The following is an 18,818-nucleotide window of genomic DNA, read 5'->3' as shown; positions in this document are numbered from 1 at the left end:
CGCCTCTCGACCACCTACGTGGTCGACAAACGGATACGGACATCATGGCCAGGCGGCGCTCTTCCCTCGGTTTTCTCGGCATCTTCGGCCGCTCGGGCGACCTGCGCCAGCTTGACGCCGCATTGCGCAGTGTCGACCTGCATCCCGCGCTGGTGCCCGAGGGCGTCAAGCTCACCATCGTCAACCTGATGAAGGACCACTGGCCCGACGAGCCGCCGGCGCAGGCTTATCCACCGGTGGCGCAATTGTTCGGCTACTGCATCGCCGGGCCGCAGGTGTTCGAGCAGGCCAACGGGCGCGACCAGATGCTGGAAGCGGAGCGGCGCATCGAGGCCGCACTCGAAGCCGGCAGCGGCTTCGACGCCGAAATCGTGCTGCTGGCGCTGCATGCCAAGCTGATCAGCCCGACTGTCGTCGATCGCTTCGAGCTGACGGCCGATTGAGCCGCCCAAGAGGGCCGCGCGTCCGCGGGCGCATCGTGCCTTCCCAAAGCTGATTCCGGTTTTCGAGCGAGGTGCTAGCCGCCCATGCCGCTGCGCGGCAGCTTGATCATCTCGCCGAAGCGCGTACGCAGCTTGTCGTCGGTCGCCTTGGGAATATGACGCGGGAAGCGCTCGGCGAGGATGCGCTTCTTCTCGGCGATGGCGCGGCCCAATATGTCGGGCTTGCCCTTTTCATTCCACTCCTTGGGCGAGAAGCGGTCGGCGATGGCAGGATAGAAGTACTCGGTCTGCATCAGCCTCAGCGTCTGCTCGTTGCCGAGATAGTGGCCGGGGCCGTTGAGGCAGACCTCTGAGATGGTGGCGATGGACAGGGCCTCGTCGGTGACCTCGATGCCGCGCACGCAGCGCAGGCATTGGCCCAGCATGTCATTGTCGATGATCAGGCTTTCCAGACAGAAGCCGAGGAGAGAGGCGTGCATGCCGGCGGACTCATAGACCAGATTGAGCCCCGACAGCCCGGCCATGACATTGGTGATGCCCTTTTCGTAGCCGGACTGGATGTCGGGCAGCTTGGAGTCGGCCATGCCGGCGGCCGAGCCGCCCGGAAGATCGTAAAACTGCGCCATCTGGGCGCAGGCGGCGGTGAGCAGCGCCTGCTCGGCCGAACCGCCCGACATCGCGCCGGTGCGCAGGTCGGAGACGAAGGGCCAGGTGCCGAAGATCGCGGGATGGCCGGGCTTGAGCGCGTTGACGTAGACGAGGCCAGCGAGCACCTCGGCCACCGCCTGGACCACGGCCCCGGCAATCGCAGCCGGCGCGGTGGCGCCCGCCTGCCCTGCCGACAACAACAGGATCGGGATGCCGCCTTCGACGCAGGCCTCGAGCACGCCGCAGGCGTCCTCGGCGAATTTCATCGGCGGCACGACGAAGCAGTTGGAATTCGACACGAACGGCCGGGCGCGGAAATTCTCCTCACCGCCGGCGATCTCGTAGAGCATCTCGAGCGCCGGAGCGACGTTCTCGCGCACGGTGAAGCTGGTGCCGACATGCTTGGTCGTTCCGCTGACACAGGCGTAGAGCGTGTTGAAGTCCATCTCCAGCGGGTCGGGAATGTCGCGCGGCACCATGGGGCGCTGGAAGAAATGGATGTTGTCGAGCCCGTCGACGATGCGGGCGGCGTCGTAGATGTCCTGCAACAGGCTCTCGCGATACTCGCGCTTCTCGACGTCGACGAGGTGCACCGCCGCCCCCGCCGTGCCGTAGTGCACACGCTTGCCCTGGATCACCATGTCGTGGCGGGGATCCTGGCCACAGAGGGTGAAATTGCGGGCGGCGTTCCTGATTGTCGACAGTACCAGCTCACGGGGGAAGCGGATGCGGCCGTCGTCGCCATAGCTGGCGCCGACGCGCTTCAGCGCCTCGATGCAGCTCGGGATGGCGTTGGCAAAGCCAACCGTTTCGAGCAGCGCCAGCACCGCCTCGTGGATGCGTTCCAGGTCGTCCTGTCCGAGCGGGCCGAAGCGGCCGCCTTCGAGGCCGGCGCGGATGGGACGAATATCGTCGGCCAAAGGTGCTGCGCGCATCGCCCGCCTCGCCTCCCGGCCGCCGGACCGGCGCGAGCGCTGCTCCGCCGACAGGTCATGGCTTTCGATGGCAACCGACATGCAGGTCCTCCGAATTCTATGAGGCTGGCCCGCAGTGATTATGCCACCGTCGTGTCGCCTCGTTCCCTTTGTGCGACTATGCAGCGTCCATTGGCCCAGACCATGGGCCAGCATATGCCGCCGGATATGCCAGATCGCTGATATGAGCCGGCGGCACGGAGACGCCGCCGGACAGGGATCATGCAGCCGCGGGACGACGTCCGGCGGCAGTCGCCAGTTCGCGGATTCCGGGCTCGATGTGCTGCAGCGCGATCGAGGAAATCCCCAAGCGCATGAAGCGCGTAGGCTTGTCGCCATGCTCGAAGAAGCGCTCGCCCGGCTCGATGATGACGCTGCGCGCGGCAGCGGCCGCGGCAAGCCCGCGCGAGTCGGTTCCACGCGGGCCCTCGAGCCACAGCGACGTGCCGCCGGCCGAGTCGGTGGACTGCCAGTCCGGCAGGAATGCCGATATTGCCTGGACCAATCGCTTGCGCCTCTCGCCGAAGGCCGTCGACAGGCGTCGCACCAGCGCCTCGTGATGGCCGAGCGACAGGAACAGCGCGACGGCGCGCTGGTTGTTGGCCGGCGGGTGGCGCAGCATGAAGCGGCGCAAAGCGCGCAATTCGGCGATCAACCCGGCGGAAGCGACGATGTAGCCAAGCCGCAGGCCCGGAGCCAAGGTCTTCGACATCGAACCGACATAGACGACGCGGCCGGAGCGATCGAGGCTCTTCAGCGCCTGCTGCGGCGCCTCGTCGAGCAACTGGCTGTCGTAGCCGTCCTCGATGATGATCTGGTTGTTGCGGGTCGCACGCGCGAGCAGATCCTGGCGGCGCTCGGCGCTGAGCGGCACCATGGTCGGGCACTGGTGGCTCGGCGTGACGAAGACGAAGCCGGCATCCGACGGGATGGCCGAGGTGACGATGCCCTGCTGGTCGACCGGCACGGGCTCGATGTCGGCACCGGCGAGGCGGAAGATCGAACGCGCGTCCGGGTAGCCCGGATCTTCCATCGCCACCTTGGAGCCCTTGGACATCAGCAGCGACGCCAGCATGTAGAGCGCGTTCTGGGCGCCCAGCGTGACGATGATCTCGTCGGGATTGGCGAAGATGCCGCGGCGCGGCAGCAGGCGCGCCTGGATCTGCTCGATCAGCAGCGGATCGTCGCGGTCGACCATGTCTGCCGCCCAGTTGCGGATCTCCAGCACGGCCAGCGCCATGCGGTTGCATTCGCGCCATTCGGCGGTCGGGAACAGCGTCGGATCGAACTGGCCGTAGACGAAGGGATAGGACGACTTGATCCAGTTCTCGAGCTTGGCCGGCGGCGGCATGTCCGAGGCCGCGATCTGGCGGCGCGCCTTCCAATCGATTTCATTGGCCTGGTCGGGGGCCTTCTGCTGCGGCTTGGCCGGGGTCGCCAGCACTTCGGGATTGACGAAGTGGCCGCGGCGCTCACGCGCCACGAGGAAGCCCTGGTCGACCAGCTGCTGGAAGGCCAGAACCACGGTGCCGCGGGCAACGCCGAGCTTTTCGGCGAGGATTCGGCAGGACGGCAGCGGCATCGAGGCCGCAATCTGCCGGTCGAGAATGGCGGCGACGATCGCCTGCCGGATCTGCGCCTGGAGGGTCTGGCCTGATTCCGCCGAAATCCGGAACAGGCCGGACCAGATCGCCGTGTCGTTTCGCTGTGGCATAGTGACGTTTCCTGCATGTCCAGTCTTTTTGACTTTGCTGGACCATAGAAAGCTATCCTTGGTACAAGCGGTTGCACCAATCAATTTTTCTAATCCTATGGATTTATGCCAGTGAACCTTTCCATCGACGGTTGCCGACACGCCCAGTTGAATCGATTGAAATTTGCCGCGATAGTCCGCCGCGACACTCTCTCAATGAGCCAAGAGGTCTGCTAGGATGACACGGCAGGCGAACGGGGCAGCCCAAACTTCCGGAGTTCCATGGTGACCGAACAACCCTTCCAGGCGGCTCTTGCCGCGCTTCGCAACCATCATCAGGAAGCGCCGAAGAACATGCGGGCGGCGTTCGCGTCCGATCCGAAGCGCTTCAAGAATTTTTCGGTCACCGACGACGACCTGCTGTTCGACTGGTCGAAATGCGCCGTCGACGCCACGACCATGGGCTTGCTCGAAAAGCTGGCGCGGGTGGTCGACCTCGAGGGCAAGCGCGCGGCGATGTTTGCCGGCCAGCGCATCAACATCACCGAAGACCGGGCAGTGCTGCACACGGCGCTGCGCAGCCCGCGCGGCGAAGCAATCATGCTCGACGGCCACGACGTGTCGGCGGACGTGCACGGCGTGCTCGACGCCATGGCGGCCTTCGCCGAGGACATCCGCTCGGGCAAGGCAGCCGGCGCCACCGGCAAGAAGATCACCGACGTCGTCAACATCGGCATCGGCGGCTCCGATCTCGGCCCGGCCATGGCGACGCTGGCGCTGGCGCCCTATCACGACGGGCCGCGCGCCCATTTCGTCTCCAACATCGACGGCGCCCACATCCACGACACGCTGAAGGGGCTCGACGCGGGGACGACGCTGTTCATCATCGCGTCCAAGACCTTCACCACCGTCGAGACGATGACCAATGCCGCGACGGCCCGGCGCTGGGTCGAGAACGCGCTCGGCGCCAAGGCGGTGAGCAGCCATTTCGCCGCGGTGTCGACCGCGCTCGACAAGGTCGCGGCCTTCGGCATCGACCCGTCCCGCGTGTTCGGCTTCTGGGACTGGGTCGGGGGACGCTATTCGCTTTGGTCGGCGATCGGCCTGCCGATCATGATGGCGATCGGGCCACGGAATTTCCGCGACTTCCTCGCCGGCGCCCACGCCATGGACCGGCATTTCGCGACGACGCCGCTGCTCAAGAACATCCCGGTGCTGATGGGGCTGGTCGGCTTCTGGCACCGCGCGGTGTGCAATTATCCGGCGCGCGCGGTGATCCCCTATGACCAGCGGCTTTCGCGCCTGCCGGCCTACCTGCAGCAGCTCGACATGGAATCGAATGGCAAGAGCGTGACGATCGCCGGCGGCGCCGCGGTGACCCCGACGGGTCCGCTGGTCTGGGGCGAGCCCGGCACCAACGGACAGCACGCCTTCTTCCAGCTCCTGCACCAGGGCACCGATTTCATTCCGGTGGAGTTCCTGGCGGCGGCGGAAGGGCACGAGCCCGACCTCAAGGAGCATCACGACCTGCTGCTCGCCAACTGCCTGGCGCAGTCGGAAGCGCTGATGAAGGGCCGCACGCTGGAAGAGGCGCGGCGGCAGATGCTGACCAAGGGCATGAAGCCGGAAGAGGTCGACAAGATCGCGCCGCACCGCGTCTTCTCGGGCAACCGCCCTTCCGTGACGCTGCTCTACCGCAAGCTCGACCCGCACATGCTCGGCCGGCTGATCGCGCTCTACGAGCACCGCGTCTTCGTCGAGGCGCAGCTGTTCGGCATCAATGCCTTCGACCAGTGGGGCGTGGAACTGGGCAAGGAACTGGCGACCGGACTGCTGCCTGTCGTGGAAGGGCGGGAAAATGCCGCGCGAAGCGACGCCTCGACAGCCGGGCTGGTGGAGCATATTCACCGGCTAAGGACACCGGGCGGCCAGCCGGCCGCCTGAAGGACGCATCAGGTTTGAGGTCCGCATCGTGCATTCTGAAAATCCCGAATGGATTTTCGGGGCCGATGCGCAGGGAGTAGGTGAATTGCGGGGCATCAAGGGCATACTTTTCGACAAGGACGGCACCCTCGTCGATTTTCAGGCAACGTGGTTCGCCATCGGCGAGATGATGGCGCTGAAGGCGGCGGACGGCGACCGGGAGCAGGCGACCGTCCTGATGGAAGCCGCCGGCTACGATTTCGGCGCCCATTGCTTCAAGGCCGATTCGGTGTTTGCCGCCGGCACCAACGCCGACATCGTGGCGCTGTGGTATCCCGATGCCAGCGATGCCGAGCAGGCGAAGCTGGTCAAGATGTTCGACGAGGTTTCGGCCGAGCAGGGCTCGGCGCAGGCCGTGCCGCTGCCCGGCAGCAAGGACGCGCTGGCCAGCCTGCACAGCGCCGGCTTCAGGCTTGGCGTCGCCACCAACGATTCGACCAGCGGGGCGGAAAAGACGCTGCTTTCGCTCGGCGTCGCCCAGATGTTCGATGCCGCCTACGGCTATGACGCGGTGGCCAACCCAAAGCCCGCACCCGATTCGATCCACGCCTTCTCCGACCTCACCGGACTGAAGCCGTCGGAGATCGCCATGGTCGGCGACAACCGGCACGACCTCGAAATGGCCAAGGCCGGCGGCGCCGGCCTTGCGATCGCTGTGCTTTCGGGCACCGGCACGCGCGAGTCGCTGACGCCGATGGCCGACGTCGTGCTCGATTCGATCGCCGACCTGCCAGCGTTCCTCGCCCGCGAGGCATGAGCGGGGCCCTACCCGCCCGCATTCGACGAGGAAGGTCCATGGCCGCCGAGTTCACCATCCGTCGGGCACGGCGCGCCCTGCCCGAACTGGTGCAACTCTATCGCCATCTTACGAGGGAAAGCCACTGCAAACGAAGCCCCGGCCGGGAAGCCGGGGCTCTTTTGTGAAGGCCGAAATCAGAACTTGTAAGCAATGCCGAGGCGGAGGTCGTGGGTCTTCAAATCGACATTCAAACCGTCGCCCCAGTTCTCGTCGTCCCACGTCTCGTTGCCATAGTCGGTGTAGCGATACTCCGCCCTCACCATCAGGTTGTCGGTCGCCGCGTATTCGATACCGCCGCCCAGGGTCCAGCCAGGGACGGCGGTGCTGCGTTCAAAGTGAGAGAAATCATCGTGCATCAAAGCGATGTCGTACTTCGCGAAGGCAACACCTGCCGCAACATAGGGCAAGAAGCGATCAACGGCATAACCAAGCCGCGCCCGGATGGTGCCGTTCCATTTCATCTCGGCGGTACCGTAGTGAACGTCGCTTGAACCGCCGCCTTCGTACTCTTCAGGCGCACGGCCTCTTTCAATGCCAGAGAAGTTCAAGTCGGCTTCGGCACCGATGACCAAGTTGCCGAACTGGTGATTGTAGCCCGCATATGCGCCGCCAATCACTCCTTTGGGGTCGTAGTTGATGAACGAGCCGAAGCCATCGTCGTAGTACGAATCACCCCAAGCGTGTCCGACCTGAAGACCGACATATCCTCCGGTCCAGACAAAGCCGGCAGTCGCCGCCGATGCCACATCTGAAGCCGCGGAGGGCATGCTCGCCGCCACTGATATCGAAGCCACTAGCAGCGTTGCCAAAGACGCGCTGCGGACAGAACTGGTTGTGCTGAATTTCATCGGATGCCCCGTAGTTTGCTCTCGTTGAGCGAACAGGGCAGCGTTCGCGATAGCTGCAGCTACAGCAACCTGCGCAAGAAAGCAAGCCGATCGCTCTCGATGATTGCAACCCATGGCTGCGGCTGTCTGCCTGCCCCGGCTGCCGCGCCGAGTCGCATGGTCCTTCGCCCGAATGGCCGAAGACGTCGGCGCGGTTGCCCGTGTCAGGATTACGGCGGACCGAATTGGCGAAACAGAACGGCATCAGTTTTAGTCACTTTGTGGCTAAAATCCCAACCATCTGATCCGAAAGACGTTTTGCCTTCCATATCGGTTTTCGAGAAGGTGGACTCCGGTGCGTGCGCTTCAGAAATTAACCTTTCGTTAACCATTTGCTCGCTACACCGAAGCAACCGAAAATTTACCAAGATGACCGAAGTGTTAACTCAACCCCGGCCTATCCGCCTCAAGGGGCGATCCTTCCTTGCGCTCGCGCTGACCCCGGAACTCCCTTTCGAGGACTGGCTGGCGCGGCTCGACGACCTGGCCGCGCGCTCGGCCGGCTTCTTCCTGCGCCGCCCGATCGTGCTCGACGTCGGCGGGCTGCCGATCGACCGCGTGCAGCTTCGCGAACTCGTCCATCAGCTCGGCACACGCAACGTGCGGATCATGGGCATCGAAGGCGCACAGCCCTCAATGCTCGGTTCCGACCTGCCGCCGGCGATGGCCGACGGGCGCCCGGCCTCGGACTTCGAGGCGCCGACGGCGGATGAGGACGACGACGCAGGCGCCGCCGAATATACCGCGCCCTCCGACCCGACTCAGACCGCCAACGCCAAGGCCACGCCGTCGCTCGTCATCACCCAGCCGGTGCGCTCCGGGCAGTCGCTCTTCTTCCCCGAAGGCGACGTGACCATCGTCGGATCGGTTGCTTCCGGTGCCGAGGTCGTGGCCGGCGGATCGATCCACGTCTACGGCACCCTGCGCGGTCGGGCGATGGCCGGCACGACCGGCAACGCGTCGGCGCGCATCTTTTGCAGCAAGCTGGAAGCGGAACTGATCGCCATCGACGGTTTCTACAAGACGGCCGAAGACCTGGAGCCCGGTCTGCGCGGCAAGGCCATCCAGATCTGGCTCGAAGGCGACGCACTCAAGGCGGTACCCCTCGGCTGAGCCGAAGGCGTGCCTAAACGAACAACAGGAGAGAGCTCTATGGGCAAGGTGGTCGTGGTCACATCGGGTAAGGGCGGCGTCGGCAAGACGACGTCTTCCGCCGCACTGGGCGCGGCCCTTGCGCAGAGCGGCGACAAGGTCGTCGTCGTGGACTTCGACGTCGGCCTGCGCAATCTCGACCTCGTCATGGGCGCTGAACGGCGTGTGGTCTACGACCTCGTCAACGTGATCCAGGGCGAAGCCAAGCTGGCACAGGCGCTGATCCGCGACAAACGCCTGGAGACGCTCTACCTGCTGGCGGCATCGCAGACGCGCGACAAGGACAACCTGACGGCGGAAGGCGTCGAGAAGGTCATTGCCGCGCTGAAGAAGACCTTCGACTGGGTCATCTGCGACAGCCCGGCCGGCATCGAACGCGGCGCGACGCTTGCCATGCGCCATGCGGACGTCGCCATCGTCGTGACCAATCCGGAAGTTTCCTCGGTGCGCGATTCCGACCGCATCATCGGCCTGCTCGATTCCAAGACGCTCAAAGCCGAGAGCGGCGAGCGCATGGAGAAACACCTGCTTCTCACCCGCTACGACCCGGCGCGGGCCGAGCGCGGCGACATGCTGAAGGTGGACGACGTGCTCGAGATCCTGTCGATCCCGCTGCTCGGCATCATTCCGGAGAGCATGGACGTGCTGCGCGCCTCCAATGTCGGCTCGCCGGTCACCCTGGCGGACGGCCGCAGCGCTCCGGCGATCGCCTATTTCAATGCGGCGCGCCGGCTCAAGGGCGAAGAGCTGCCGGTCACCATCCCGGGCGAAAAGCGGGGCTTCTTCGGCAAGATCTTCGGAAGGAAAGCGGCATGAAATTCTTCCAGCTCTTTTCCCGCCCCCAATCGGCCCCAGCCGCGCGCGAGCGCCTGCAGGTGCTGCTGGCCCACGAGCGTGCTTCGGCAGGCGATTCGGACCTCATCGCCAAACTGCGCGACGAAATCCTGCGTGCCATCTCCAAGCACATGCAGATCGACGACGACAAGGTCAGCGTCAAGATGGAGCGCGGCGCCAAGGTCTCGACGCTCGCCGTCGACATCGAGATCCCGTTCGACGCGGGCAGGAAGGCGGCCTGACGGCCGCCAACCCGCCAGTTCGCCGGACGTCCCGCAGCATCCGCGCGGGATACTCCGAACGACCACTCCCCTATCGGCAAAGGAGGGAAACCATGACCCGACTCGCACTTCTGGAAAGGCTGAAGGAAGTCCAGCAGATGCCCAAGCACCAGGGCCGCGATATCACCACCATCAGCGCAGTGCTGTCCAACCAGGCTCTGGCCAGGCATGTGGAACTCTGCGAGGAAGCCGCCGGCGCCACGCCGCGCTTCGCAGGACAGGCCGGCAATGCGGCCGGACAGACGCAGGCCAACAGGGCCTGACGTACCGACCGGCGCAGCCAGCGGCTGCGCCACGCCCTGGCGACGGTCACGACAGGACGCGTTTCGGCTTCTCCAGCGAATTCGGCGCGTCCTGGACACATTCGCTGCGAACGACGCTCTTCCGCGAGACTTCCCACAGGCCTGATTGGCAGGCCGAATGCGCCGCCGCGTTCAGCCGAGCTCGTGACACCGCCCCTGGCGTGAGCCGCTGCGCCAAATCACCTGCCCGCAACCATGGATCTTCCAGCGCATCAAACCGGTCGCGCCCGGCGACGCCGTCGACAAAAACCGTGTGGAAGATACCCACGGCACGCGCTATGGTGAACTGGATTTCCATTCGCCTGTCACCCAACGGCTGAACAATCGAATTGGAGTGATGCCTATGCTGAACGGCACGCCTGTCGATGCGCCGACGGCTTTGCGCGGCCCTTCCTAGCCACTGACAAACATATCACGGATCTGCTGGCCGGCCCCCTGGCCATCGGCACACCGTGCGTCGAGATTTTTCAGGCATCCAGCACCATCCTCGGGAACGGAACCGCTCGCCCGCTCCCGGCGGCAAGGCGGCACGCCTTTGCCGAATGCCGGCGGGCTCCGAAGAGACGAAAGGACATGCCATGACAAGCGAAACAATCCGCGATCCTGTCAAGGATCGTCTGCTGACACCCAAGAACGCGGCTTTCGTGATCATCGACTATCAGCCGGTCCAGGTGAACTCGATCGCATCGATGGACCGGCAATTGCTGCTCAACAACATCGTGGGAACCGCCAAGGCCGCCGTCGCCTATGGCCTGCCGATCGTCCACTCCACCGTGAACGTGAAGACGGGATTGAACAAGCCGCCGGTGCCGCAACTAAGGAGGGTGCTCAGCGACTTTCCGACCTATGACCGGACGACGATCAATTCGTGGGAAGACGTCGAGTTTCGCCGGGCGGTCGAGGAGACCGGTCGCAAGAAACTGATCATGGCGGCACTGTGGACCGAGGCTTGCCTGACCTTCCCGGCCATCGACGCGCTTGCCGAAGGCTACGAGGTCTATGTCGTGGCCGATGCCGTGGGCGGCACATCGGTCGCTGCACACGAAGCCGGACTGCGGCGCATCGAGCAGGCCGGCGGCAAGATGATCAGCGTGCCGCAGCTGTTCTGCGAACTGCAACGCGACTGGTCGCGCAAGGAAACCGTGCCTGCCTTCATGAACCTGTTCATCGAGACCGGCGGCACGGCCGGAATCCAGTTCTCTTACGACCGCACCGATTAGTCGTCCTGGAGATGGCGGCTTCTCATGCCGCCATCTCCACAGGCCGGAGAAGACTGATGGCTGAAGTTCATGTCCTTGCGATCCTGTATGCAAAGGAAGGCAAGGAGGAGGAATTGCGCAGCGACCTGACCGTTGTCACCGAGAGCTCGCGCAACGAAGACGGCAGCATCCGCTATGAGCTGTTTGCAGACCAGAACGACCGCCGCCGCTTCGTGATCGTCGAGCATTGGCGCGACGCGGCAGCGCAGGAAAGGCATCACAACCTGTCGGACCATATCCGTGCGTTCCACGAGAATGGCGACAGGAATGTCGAGCGGCGCGAACTGGTGTGCTTCATGAGCCGGGTGACATGACCCGGGCGGCATGACCCGGGCCAAGGCGACGCCGTATCGTATCTGCGCCGATGATCAGCCCGGCTTGCGTCCGTCGACCTGCGGCGCCAGCAGGTGGCGGACCTTGGGTGGACCGTCGCCATTGTGGAAGCTGGCAACAGCCGACTGCAGTTCCTTGTCGGCAACCGTGACCCGGTCGTGCTGGCGCAGATGGTCGAGCCAGCTGCCGACCAGGAAATACTCGGTGAAGTGCCCCGGCACCTCGACATCCTCAAAGACATTCCAGTCATAGGCGCCGTCCCGGTAGCGCTCCTCGCGAAAGGCATAGATCGCCTTCAGGAAGCCGGGGCGATCGGCGGTATCGACGTGATAGGTGATCTCGACCATCACCGGACCGCGATCCCGGTCGAACTCGAGCTGCGGCAAGACCTGCGGCCAGTGGGCAGATGCGGCAAGATCGGGAGCCTTGTCGTCGGGAAGACCGAAGCGGGTGGCCCACAGGCCGACCAGGACGAGCACGGCTGCCGAGGCGAGCAGGGCGTTGGCGACGCCGATGTGGGCAGCCACCTGGCCCCAGGCCAGCGATCCGGCTGCCATCGCGCCGTAATAGACGGTGATGAAGACCGCGAGCCCGCGCGCGCGAACCCAATCCGGCAGCGACGACTGGACCGATACGTTGAGCGTGGACAGTACGGCGAGCCACGACGCACCGGCGATCAGCGCGCCGATGACGCCCAGGCTCACATGCTGGCCAAGGCCAAACAGGGTCATGGCGACCGCCGTGCCGACCGAGCCCGCGAGAACGAGACCACTCGGCTTCAATTTCCGCCGCATCGCGGGCAGCGCAAAGGCTCCAATGACGGCGCCGAGGCCGATCATCGCCATCAGCAGGCCATATGTCGCCGGACCGCCACGCAACTGTTCGCGGGCGATCAACGGCAACATCGCCCAGTACAGGCTGGCGAACAGGAAGAAGCAGAGCGCACGCGCCAACGTGGCCTTAAGCGGCGTGCTGCGGGCAGCGTAGCGCAAGCCGGTGAACACAGCCTGGCCGATCGGCTCCGGCGGCAGAGCGTTCGCCGACCCCTTGGCCGGCGACCACCAGCACAGTGCGGCCAGGATGCCGATACGGCTGACGGCGTTCAACGCAAACAGCGTGGCAATGCCCAACGGAACGATGATCATGCCGGCAAGCGCGGGGCCGATGGCACGCGCGACGTTGATGCCCATCGAGTTCAACGCGACGGCGGCCGGCAGGTCGGCGCGCGGCACAAGCCGTGGAACGATCGCCTGCCAGGCCGGCGCCATGAAGGCGGCGCCGGTGCCGAGCAGGAACGTGAAGACCAGCAGCACTTCGATGGTCACCTTGTCGGCCAGCACCAGCGCGGTGAACGCCGCCGCGCACAGCAAGGTGAGCGCGTTGATCACCAGCAGCATCCGGCGGCGATCCACCAAATCGGCGATCGCCCCGGCCAGCAGCGCGAAAAGGAAAACCGGCAGGGTCGTCGCGGCCTGAACCAGCGCGACCATCTGCGGCGACGGGTTGAGCTCGGTCATCAGCCAGCCGGCGCCGACGTCGTTCATCCACATGCCCATGTTGGAAACGACGGTGGCGCCCCACAGCGTCGCGAAGGGCGCATGCCGGAACGGCGCCCATGACGAAGCTGCGGCTGGCGCGGGCGGGGTGGGCTGTCCTGGCTCGTCCGGCGATGATGTCATGCGAATGTCCCCTCGAATCCCGCGAAGATAACCGACAGAAACCGCCCTCGCCCGCCAGCCACCAAGCCCCGGGTGCCGCTCGTCAAAGCGGCACCCGGGCTGGTTTCAGGCGCTAGCGCAGCGCCTTGGCGTCGTAGACGACCTTGCCGCCGAGCAGCGTCAGCACCGAGCGGATGGTATGGACCTGCTCGACCGGCACGGTCATGTAAGGCTTGTCGAGCACGGCGAGGTCGGCAAGCTTGCCTGCGGCAAGCGCGCCCCTTTCATCCTCGTCGAAGGCGATCCAGGCGGCGTTCGAGGTGTAGAGCCTGAGGGCCTCCTCGCGGTTCAGCAGCAGGTCCGGGCGCCTCTGCACGGTGCCGCCGAGCGACGTTCCGGTCAGCTGGTACTCGATCGCGCGCCAGACGCCGAACACGCCGATGCGAGTCGAGTCGGTGCCGCCGGCAACCATCAGGCCCTTGTCGAGCGCCAGCCGGGTGGGCGGCGATGCCTCGGCGACCTCGGCGCCGCTGGCCTCCTTGATGGCCGGCGCCTCGAAGAACGGCCCCATCTGCACGGTGTAGGCGAGGCCGAGCTTCTTCATCCGGTCGAGCGTCTCGGCCGAACCGGTGTTGAGATGGGCGATCGACCAGCGCAGATCATCCAGCGGGAACGACTTCGACACTGTCTCGAACGCGTCGAGAATGGCCTTGGCGGCATCGTCGGTGTAGGCGTGGATTTCCACCGGTATGCGCTTCTGCGCGGCGAAGGTCGCCACCTTGACGAGTTCGTCGCGCGCCGCCTGCGGGGGGTTGAAGCCCGGCCCCATCTGCACGCCGTCGTTCATGCCGAACACCAGCGCCTCGCCGAGGCCGAGGAAGCTGACCATGCCGTCGCTGTAATGCGGCTGGCGGAACGCCATCATGCCTGCGAACCATTCGGCCTCGTTGCCGGGGCGCTGCGCGGGAATGCGGTAGCCGGCCCGGACCGTCAGCTTGCCGGCGTCGCGCAAGGCGAACAAGGGCTCGTAGCTTGCCGGCGGTCCGGCGGACGGATCGACGAAGCCGGTCACGCCGGCCTCGTTGAGCTTGGTGAAGAACGTCTCGAGGCTGGCCTTCTTCTGCTCGTCGCCGCTGGCGCTGATGCGCGCGAACAGGACGTTGAAGGGTCCGATGCCGCCGGACAGCTTGCCGGTGGCGCGCCCCTCGGCGTCCTTCTCGACGACGATGCCCGGGGGCAGTTCGGCACCCGGCTCGTCGAGGCGCAGGGCGGCGATGCCCTTGGCGTTCACCAGGGCATAGTCATAGAGATACTGGACATAGGCCGGATGGTCCGGCACGGCCTTGGTCAACTCGGCAACCGTCGGCGCCCGCTTTTCGCTGAACTGGTCCGGGTGCCAGGAGCCTACCACCGCCACCCATTGGCCGGCGTCGCGTTTCGCTGCCGCCGACGAGAGCTTTGCCAGGGCCTGCTCCAGCGTGCCCTCGTCGTACCAGTAGGTCTCGAACTGGAAGGTCTGGCCGCCGCGGATCGCATGGACATGGGTATCGATCAGCCCGGGGATGACCGTCTTGCCGGGTGTCCTTGGCGGCGAGGGCATCGATGTCCTGGTTGGAGCCGACGGCGACGATCCGTTCGCCCGAAATCGCCAGCGCCTGCGCCTGGGGGTTTGCCGGGTCCATCGTGATCACCTCGCCGTTGCGCAGGATCAGGTCGGGCGCCTGAGCCAGGGCAGCACTCAAGGCGAGCGGACTGCACATCAGGGTCATTGTCAGCACGGTGTTCCGCAGCAGCCGTCTCATGGCATGGTCTCCAGTTCGGTTTGGTTGCTTGGATACGTGGCGCTTGCCCGGTTCAGGAGGCGGCGCGCCGGGTTCGGCACCTGTTCAAAAGCGTCATCGCGTCGCCGCGGCGTCATGGACGACCTTGCCGCCAAGCAGCGTCAGCACCGACCGGATGCCGTGGATGTCTTCGACGGGCATCGTCATGTAGGGTTTGTCGAGCACGGCAAGGTCGGCAATCCTGCCTGTAGCAAGCGTGCCCAGCTCGTTCTCACGCCGCATCACCCAGGCGGCGTTGCGCGTGTACAGAGCGAGGGCTTCCTCGCGGGTAAGCCGATCCGAGGCGATGCGCCGGGGCGAGCCCCCGACCGAGCGCCCGTCGACCAGCCACTGCAAGCCGATCATCGGATTGTAGGACGACACGCGCGTCGCGTCCGAGCCTCCGGCGACGACGAGGCCAAGGTCCATCGCCTTGCGGATCGGCGGCAGGATCTCGGCCGCCTCGTCGCCGAGCTTGCCGGCTACGTCTTGTCCCCTCAGGAACATGTTGTCCTGCACCGTATAGCTCATGCCCATGGCCTTCATGCGCGAGAACGTCTGCTCGGTGCCGTCGGTCAGGTGGGTCACCGTCCAGCGCAGGCTCTCGATGGGCGTTTGCGCGTTGACCTTCTCGACGATGTCCAGGATCTGGCCGCCGGCATCGTTGGAGAACGCATGAATCTCCACCTGATAGCCGCGCGCTGCCGCCAGTTGCAGGACTTCCAACAGTTCGCCTCTTGCCGCGTCCGACGATTTGAAGCCCGGGCCGATCTGCTCGCCGTCGTGCATCTTCCATACCAGGACCTCGCCCAGCCCGGCGAAGCGCAGCATGGTGTCGCCAAAGCTCGGCGGCATGTAGCCCAGCACGTCCTTGAAGCTGGCAGCCTCGTTGTCGGGGGTCGGCGCGCTGATACGATAGGCCACGCGCACGCTCATGCCGCCCTGCTGCCAAAGCTGAAAGATCGTGTCGTATTGCGGAGGCGTCATGCCGCCGCCGCCGGCGTCGATCACGCTGGTGATGCCCAGACCGTTGAGTTCGCTGAAGAAGCGGCGCGAACTTTCAAGGCGCTGCGCGGGCTCGGCGGCGAGAATGCGATTGGACAGACCCGAAAACGCTGGGATGTTGCCGCGTAGGACACCGGTGGGCTTGCCCTGCGCGTCGAGTTCGGGGTAGCCGCCAGGCTGGAACTTGGTTTCCGACGTTATGCCCAGCGCCTGGACGGCCTTGGCATTCAGGAACGCCTCGTCATAGAGGTACTGGACATAGACCGGGTTGTTCGGCGCCGCATCATTCAGCTCCTTTATCGTCGGCATGCGGTTCTCGACGAACTGGCGCGGATGCCAGCCGCCGACAACGGCGATCCACGCACCCGGGCCACGCCGTGCCGCCTCGCGGCGAATGACGTCGAGCCCGTCCTGCAAGCTGGACACACCCAGCCACAGCGTCTCGCCATCAAATGTCTGTGCCGCGCGAATGGCGTGCATGTGGGTATCGATCAACCCGGGGATGTCCTTGGCGGCGAGGGCATCGATGTCCTGGTTGGAGCCGACGGCGACGATCCGTTCGCCCGAAATCGCCAGCGCCTGCGCCTGGGGGTTTGCCGGATCCATGGTGATGACCTCGCCATTGCGCAGGATCAGGTCCGGCGACTCGGCAAAGGCAGCGCTCAAGGCAAGCGGGCTGCACAGCAGGGTCATTGTCAGCACGGTGGTCCGCAGCAGCCGGGTCATGAGGTGTTCTCCAGAATGTTTCATTGCTTGGACGGCGCTTGCCGGTTCAGGATGCGGCTTTGCGCGCTACCGCCGGGTCGGCAGCGAGCAAGGCCCCGGTGAGTTCGGCATGCACGGCATCGATGTCCTGCGGCAGCCGCTCGCCGAAGGACGCAAACAAGGTCCGGTGGTCGCGCAGTTCTTCGCCAAGCTCGTCCATGTCGGTGGCCATCAGCGCCGCGAACCGCGACGGACCGAAATCGAGCCCGCGCCACTCGATGTCTTCGTAGCGGGGAACATGGCCGATGACAGGGGAAGCGGTTGCGGCGGCCGTGCCGCGCACCCTTTCGACGATCCACTTGAGCACGCGCATGTTCTGGCCAAAGCCCGGCCACATGAAATCGCCATTGCCGTCGCGGCGGAACCAGTTGACGCGGAAGATCGCCGGCGCCGTTTCCAGCCCCTCGCCCAGCCTCAGCCAATGGCCCCAGTAGTCGGCCATGTTGTAGCCGCAGAAGGGCAGCATCGCGAACGGATCGCGGCGGATCGGCGGCTGGTCGGCGGCCGCGGCCGTCGCTTCCGAGCCGAGCGTGGCCGCCCAGTAGACGCCGCTGCGCCAGTCCGTTGCCTCGAACACCAGCGGATAGGTGTGCGACAGCCGGCCCCCGAAGATGAAGGCGGATATCGGCACGCCGCGCGGATCGTCGCGGGCCGGGTCCATGCTCGGGCAGCGGCTTTGCGAGACGGTGAAGCGGGCATTGGGATGCGCGGCCGGGCGACCGCAGCCGGGGGTCCACTCCTGCCCCTGCCAGTCGACGAGACGGCTCGGCGCCTCGGGCGTCAGGCCCTCCCACCAGACATCGCCATCCGGGGTCAGGGCGCAGTTGGTGAAGATGACGTCCTGCTGCAGCGCTTCCATGATGTTGGGGTTGGTCCTGGCATTGGTACCGGGCGCCACGCCGAAGAAGCCGGCTTCCGGATTGACCGCCCACAGCCCGCCGTCGGCGCCGCGCCGGATCCAGGCGATGTCGTCGCCGACGGTCTTGACCTTCCAGCCTTCGAACTCTTCCGGTGGCACCAGCATGGCGAAATTGGTCTTGCCGCAAGCGGACGGGAAGGCGCCGGCGACATAGGTCGTCTCGCCGTCAGGGCTTTCGACCCCGAGGATGAGCATGTGCTCGGCCAGCCAGCCCTCGCGGAAGCCGTTGTACGAGGCCGTCCGCAAAGCGAGGCACTTCTTGCCGAGGAGCGCATTGCCGCCATAGCCGGAACCGAACGAGACGATCGAGCCGTCGTCCTGGAAGCTGACGATGTATTTCTTGTCCTTGTTGCAGGGCCAGGGCACGTCCGCCTCGCCGGCCCGGAGCGGCGCGCCGACCGAATGCAGGCAGCGCACGAAATCGCCATCGCCCAGGTGCCGAAGCACGTCGGCGCCGACATAGGCCATCAGCTTCATGCTGATCACGACATAGGGGGAATCGGTGATCTGGACGCCGATCTGCGCATGCTCGGCCCCGACCCGTCCCATCGAGAACGGGATGACATACATCGTCCGCCCCTGCATGCAGCCGTCGAACAGCGGCCTGAGTTCGGCGCGCATGGTTTAGGGTCGGCCCAGTTGTTGGTCGGGCCGGCATCCTCCTCGTTCGCGCAACAGACGAAGGTCCGATGTTCGAGGCGCGCGACGTCGCCCGGATCGGAACGGCACAGGTAGGAGTTGGGGCGCTTTTGCGGGTCGAGCCGGATGAGCGCACCGCTCGCCACCATCGCAGCGCAGATGCGGTCATATTCCTCGGTGCTGCCGTCACAGACATGCACGGCATCCGGCCGGCACAGCGCGCGGACCTCGTCGATCCAGTTTGAGAGGCCAATATTGTCGATCGTCATTTCACGTCTCTTCAGCAGGAATTCTGGCCGCAGCGGTTGAGCGCCGCAGCGATGCTCGTCACATGTTCGGATAGACGGGCCCCTCGCCGCCCTGGGGCGGGACCCAGTTGATGTTCTGGTTGGGGTCCTTGATGTCGCAGGTCTTGCAGTGGACG

General features: G+C 65.5%; 18 protein-coding genes and 1 pseudogene. 10 read left to right on the top strand and 9 right to left on the bottom strand.

Annotated elements, in window-relative coordinates:
- Window positions 1-44: 44 nt before the first annotated feature.
- Window positions 45-443: a hypothetical protein gene (locus ASC75_RS03575; protein ID WP_156381094.1), complete on the top strand. Its 399-nt coding sequence runs from the start codon at window positions 45-47 to the stop codon at window positions 441-443.
- A 74-nt stretch (window positions 444-517) separates the two neighbouring features.
- On the opposite strand, the gene ASC75_RS03570 is transcribed toward ASC75_RS03575, so the two are convergent.
- Together ASC75_RS03570 and ASC75_RS03565 are read right to left on the bottom strand one after the other, a co-directional pair.
- A complete protein-coding gene (locus ASC75_RS03570; protein ID WP_055970656.1) occupies window positions 518-2,107 on the bottom strand; it encodes a trimethylamine methyltransferase family protein in 1,590 nt (529 codons plus the stop codon).
- 178 nt (window positions 2,108-2,285) lie between these two features.
- A complete protein-coding gene (locus ASC75_RS03565; RefSeq protein WP_055970655.1) occupies window positions 2,286-3,779 on the bottom strand; it encodes a PLP-dependent aminotransferase family protein in 1,494 nt (497 codons plus the stop codon).
- Window positions 3,780-4,043: 264 nt separating this feature from the next.
- On the opposite strand from ASC75_RS03565, the gene pgi reads away from it, so the two are divergent.
- Both pgi and ASC75_RS03555 read left to right on the top strand, forming a co-directional pair.
- On the top strand, window positions 4,044-5,702 hold the full coding sequence (gene pgi, locus ASC75_RS03560; RefSeq protein ID WP_156381093.1) for a glucose-6-phosphate isomerase: 1,659 nt from the start codon (window positions 4,044-4,046) through the stop codon (window positions 5,700-5,702).
- 85 nt (window positions 5,703-5,787) lie between these two features.
- Entirely contained in the window at window positions 5,788-6,498 is a 711-nt protein-coding gene (locus ASC75_RS03555) for an HAD family hydrolase (protein WP_055970653.1), read from the top strand.
- 176 nt (window positions 6,499-6,674) lie between these two features.
- On the opposite strand, the gene ASC75_RS03550 is transcribed toward ASC75_RS03555, so the two are convergent.
- Window positions 6,675-7,388, bottom strand: a complete 714-nt coding sequence (locus ASC75_RS03550; protein WP_162244888.1) for an outer membrane protein — start codon at window positions 7,386-7,388, stop codon at window positions 6,675-6,677.
- 408 nt (window positions 7,389-7,796) lie between these two features.
- Between ASC75_RS03550 and minC the strand changes: the two genes are divergently transcribed.
- From minC to ASC75_RS03530, 4 genes are all read left to right on the top strand, one after another.
- Window positions 7,797-8,540, top strand: a complete 744-nt coding sequence (gene minC, locus ASC75_RS03545) for a septum site-determining protein MinC (protein ID WP_055970651.1) — start codon at window positions 7,797-7,799, stop codon at window positions 8,538-8,540.
- A gap of 39 nt (window positions 8,541-8,579) precedes the next feature.
- Complete coding sequence (gene minD, locus ASC75_RS03540) at window positions 8,580-9,395, top strand: septum site-determining protein MinD (protein ID WP_055970650.1); 816 nt, start codon at window positions 8,580-8,582, stop codon at window positions 9,393-9,395.
- Window positions 9,392-9,655: a cell division topological specificity factor MinE gene (gene minE / locus ASC75_RS03535; RefSeq protein ID WP_055970649.1), complete on the top strand. Its 264-nt coding sequence runs from the start codon at window positions 9,392-9,394 to the stop codon at window positions 9,653-9,655. The genes minD and minE overlap by 4 nt, the downstream gene beginning before the upstream one ends.
- Before the next feature lie 92 nt (window positions 9,656-9,747).
- A complete protein-coding gene (locus tag ASC75_RS03530) occupies window positions 9,748-9,957 on the top strand; it encodes a hypothetical protein (RefSeq protein WP_055970648.1) in 210 nt (69 codons plus the stop codon).
- Window positions 9,958-10,003: 46 nt separating this feature from the next.
- Here the strand turns inward: ASC75_RS03530 and ASC75_RS03525 are convergent, their stop codons facing one another.
- A complete protein-coding gene (locus ASC75_RS03525; RefSeq protein ID WP_055970647.1) occupies window positions 10,004-10,294 on the bottom strand; it encodes a hypothetical protein in 291 nt (96 codons plus the stop codon).
- Window positions 10,295-10,574: 280 nt separating this feature from the next.
- Here ASC75_RS03525 and ASC75_RS03520 point away from each other — a divergent pair, with 280 nt between their 5' ends.
- Together ASC75_RS03520 and ASC75_RS03515 are read left to right on the top strand one after the other, a co-directional pair.
- Window positions 10,575-11,216, top strand: coding sequence for a hydrolase (locus ASC75_RS03520; protein ID WP_055970940.1), 642 nt, complete (start codon window positions 10,575-10,577; stop codon window positions 11,214-11,216).
- A 56-nt stretch (window positions 11,217-11,272) separates the two neighbouring features.
- Window positions 11,273-11,569, top strand: coding sequence for a putative quinol monooxygenase (locus ASC75_RS03515; RefSeq protein WP_055970646.1), 297 nt, complete (start codon window positions 11,273-11,275; stop codon window positions 11,567-11,569).
- A 54-nt stretch (window positions 11,570-11,623) separates the two neighbouring features.
- Here the strand turns inward: ASC75_RS03515 and ASC75_RS03510 are convergent, their stop codons facing one another.
- Both ASC75_RS03510 and ASC75_RS03505 read right to left on the bottom strand, forming a co-directional pair.
- Window positions 11,624-13,267, bottom strand: a complete 1,644-nt coding sequence (locus ASC75_RS03510) for an MFS transporter (protein ID WP_082496376.1) — start codon at window positions 13,265-13,267, stop codon at window positions 11,624-11,626.
- A gap of 112 nt (window positions 13,268-13,379) precedes the next feature.
- Window positions 13,380-14,846 carry an amidohydrolase gene (locus ASC75_RS03505; protein ID WP_200943435.1) on the bottom strand — a complete coding sequence of 489 codons (1,467 nt, stop codon included), beginning with the start codon at window positions 14,844-14,846 and terminating at the stop codon, window positions 13,380-13,382.
- A 2-nt stretch (window positions 14,847-14,848) separates the two neighbouring features.
- Here ASC75_RS03505 and ASC75_RS26840 point away from each other — a divergent pair, with 2 nt between their 5' ends.
- On the top strand, window positions 14,849-14,971 hold the full coding sequence (locus tag ASC75_RS26840) for a hypothetical protein (protein ID WP_280137924.1): 123 nt from the start codon (window positions 14,849-14,851) through the stop codon (window positions 14,969-14,971).
- Window positions 14,972-15,141: 170 nt separating this feature from the next.
- Here ASC75_RS26840 and ASC75_RS03500 read toward each other — a convergent pair whose 3' ends face one another.
- From ASC75_RS03500 to ASC75_RS25080, 3 genes and pseudogenes are all read right to left on the bottom strand, one after another.
- On the bottom strand, window positions 15,142-16,797 hold the full coding sequence (locus ASC75_RS03500; protein ID WP_055970645.1) for an amidohydrolase: 1,656 nt from the start codon (window positions 16,795-16,797) through the stop codon (window positions 15,142-15,144).
- A 46-nt stretch (window positions 16,798-16,843) separates the two neighbouring features.
- A pseudogene (locus ASC75_RS03495) lies at window positions 16,844-18,663 on the bottom strand (phosphoenolpyruvate carboxykinase (GTP)).
- A gap of 58 nt (window positions 18,664-18,721) precedes the next feature.
- Window positions 18,722-18,818: 4Fe-4S dicluster domain-containing protein (locus tag ASC75_RS25080; protein WP_131819119.1), on the bottom strand; the 97-nt coding region annotated here is incomplete at its 5' end.

It is taken from the genome of Aminobacter sp. DSM 101952, assembly GCF_001424795.1.
GTDB classification, from domain to species: domain Bacteria; phylum Pseudomonadota; class Alphaproteobacteria; order Rhizobiales; family Rhizobiaceae; genus Aminobacter; species Aminobacter aganoensis.
This window is presented reverse-complemented; position numbering and strand designations above follow the sequence as displayed.

Coding starts and splice junctions, on each gene's coding strand:
- ASC75_RS03575 (WP_156381094.1), top strand. CDS start 45: ATGGCCAGGCGGCGCTCTTCCCTCGGTTTTCTCGGCATCTTCGGCCGC.
- ASC75_RS03570 (WP_055970656.1), bottom strand. CDS start 2,107: ATGTCGGTTGCCATCGAAAGCCATGACCTGTCGGCGGAGCAGCGCTCG.
- ASC75_RS03565 (WP_055970655.1), bottom strand. CDS start 3,779: ATGCCACAGCGAAACGACACGGCGATCTGGTCCGGCCTGTTCCGGATT.
- ASC75_RS03550 (WP_162244888.1), bottom strand. CDS start 7,388: ATGAAATTCAGCACAACCAGTTCTGTCCGCAGCGCGTCTTTGGCAACG.
- minC (WP_055970651.1), top strand. CDS start 7,797: ATGACCGAAGTGTTAACTCAACCCCGGCCTATCCGCCTCAAGGGGCGA.
- minD (WP_055970650.1), top strand. CDS start 8,580: ATGGGCAAGGTGGTCGTGGTCACATCGGGTAAGGGCGGCGTCGGCAAG.
- minE (WP_055970649.1), top strand. CDS start 9,392: ATGAAATTCTTCCAGCTCTTTTCCCGCCCCCAATCGGCCCCAGCCGCG.
- ASC75_RS03530 (WP_055970648.1), top strand. CDS start 9,748: ATGACCCGACTCGCACTTCTGGAAAGGCTGAAGGAAGTCCAGCAGATG.
- ASC75_RS03525 (WP_055970647.1), bottom strand. CDS start 10,294: ATGGAAATCCAGTTCACCATAGCGCGTGCCGTGGGTATCTTCCACACG.
- ASC75_RS03520 (WP_055970940.1), top strand. CDS start 10,575: ATGACAAGCGAAACAATCCGCGATCCTGTCAAGGATCGTCTGCTGACA.
- ASC75_RS03515 (WP_055970646.1), top strand. CDS start 11,273: ATGGCTGAAGTTCATGTCCTTGCGATCCTGTATGCAAAGGAAGGCAAG.
- ASC75_RS03510 (WP_082496376.1), bottom strand. CDS start 13,267: ATGACATCATCGCCGGACGAGCCAGGACAGCCCACCCCGCCCGCGCCA.
- ASC75_RS03505 (WP_200943435.1), bottom strand. CDS start 14,846: ATGCCCTCGCCGCCAAGGACACCCGGCAAGACGGTCATCCCCGGGCTG.
- ASC75_RS26840 (WP_280137924.1), top strand. CDS start 14,849: ATGTCCTGGTTGGAGCCGACGGCGACGATCCGTTCGCCCGAAATCGCC.
- ASC75_RS03500 (WP_055970645.1), bottom strand. CDS start 16,797: ATGACCCGGCTGCTGCGGACCACCGTGCTGACAATGACCCTGCTGTGC.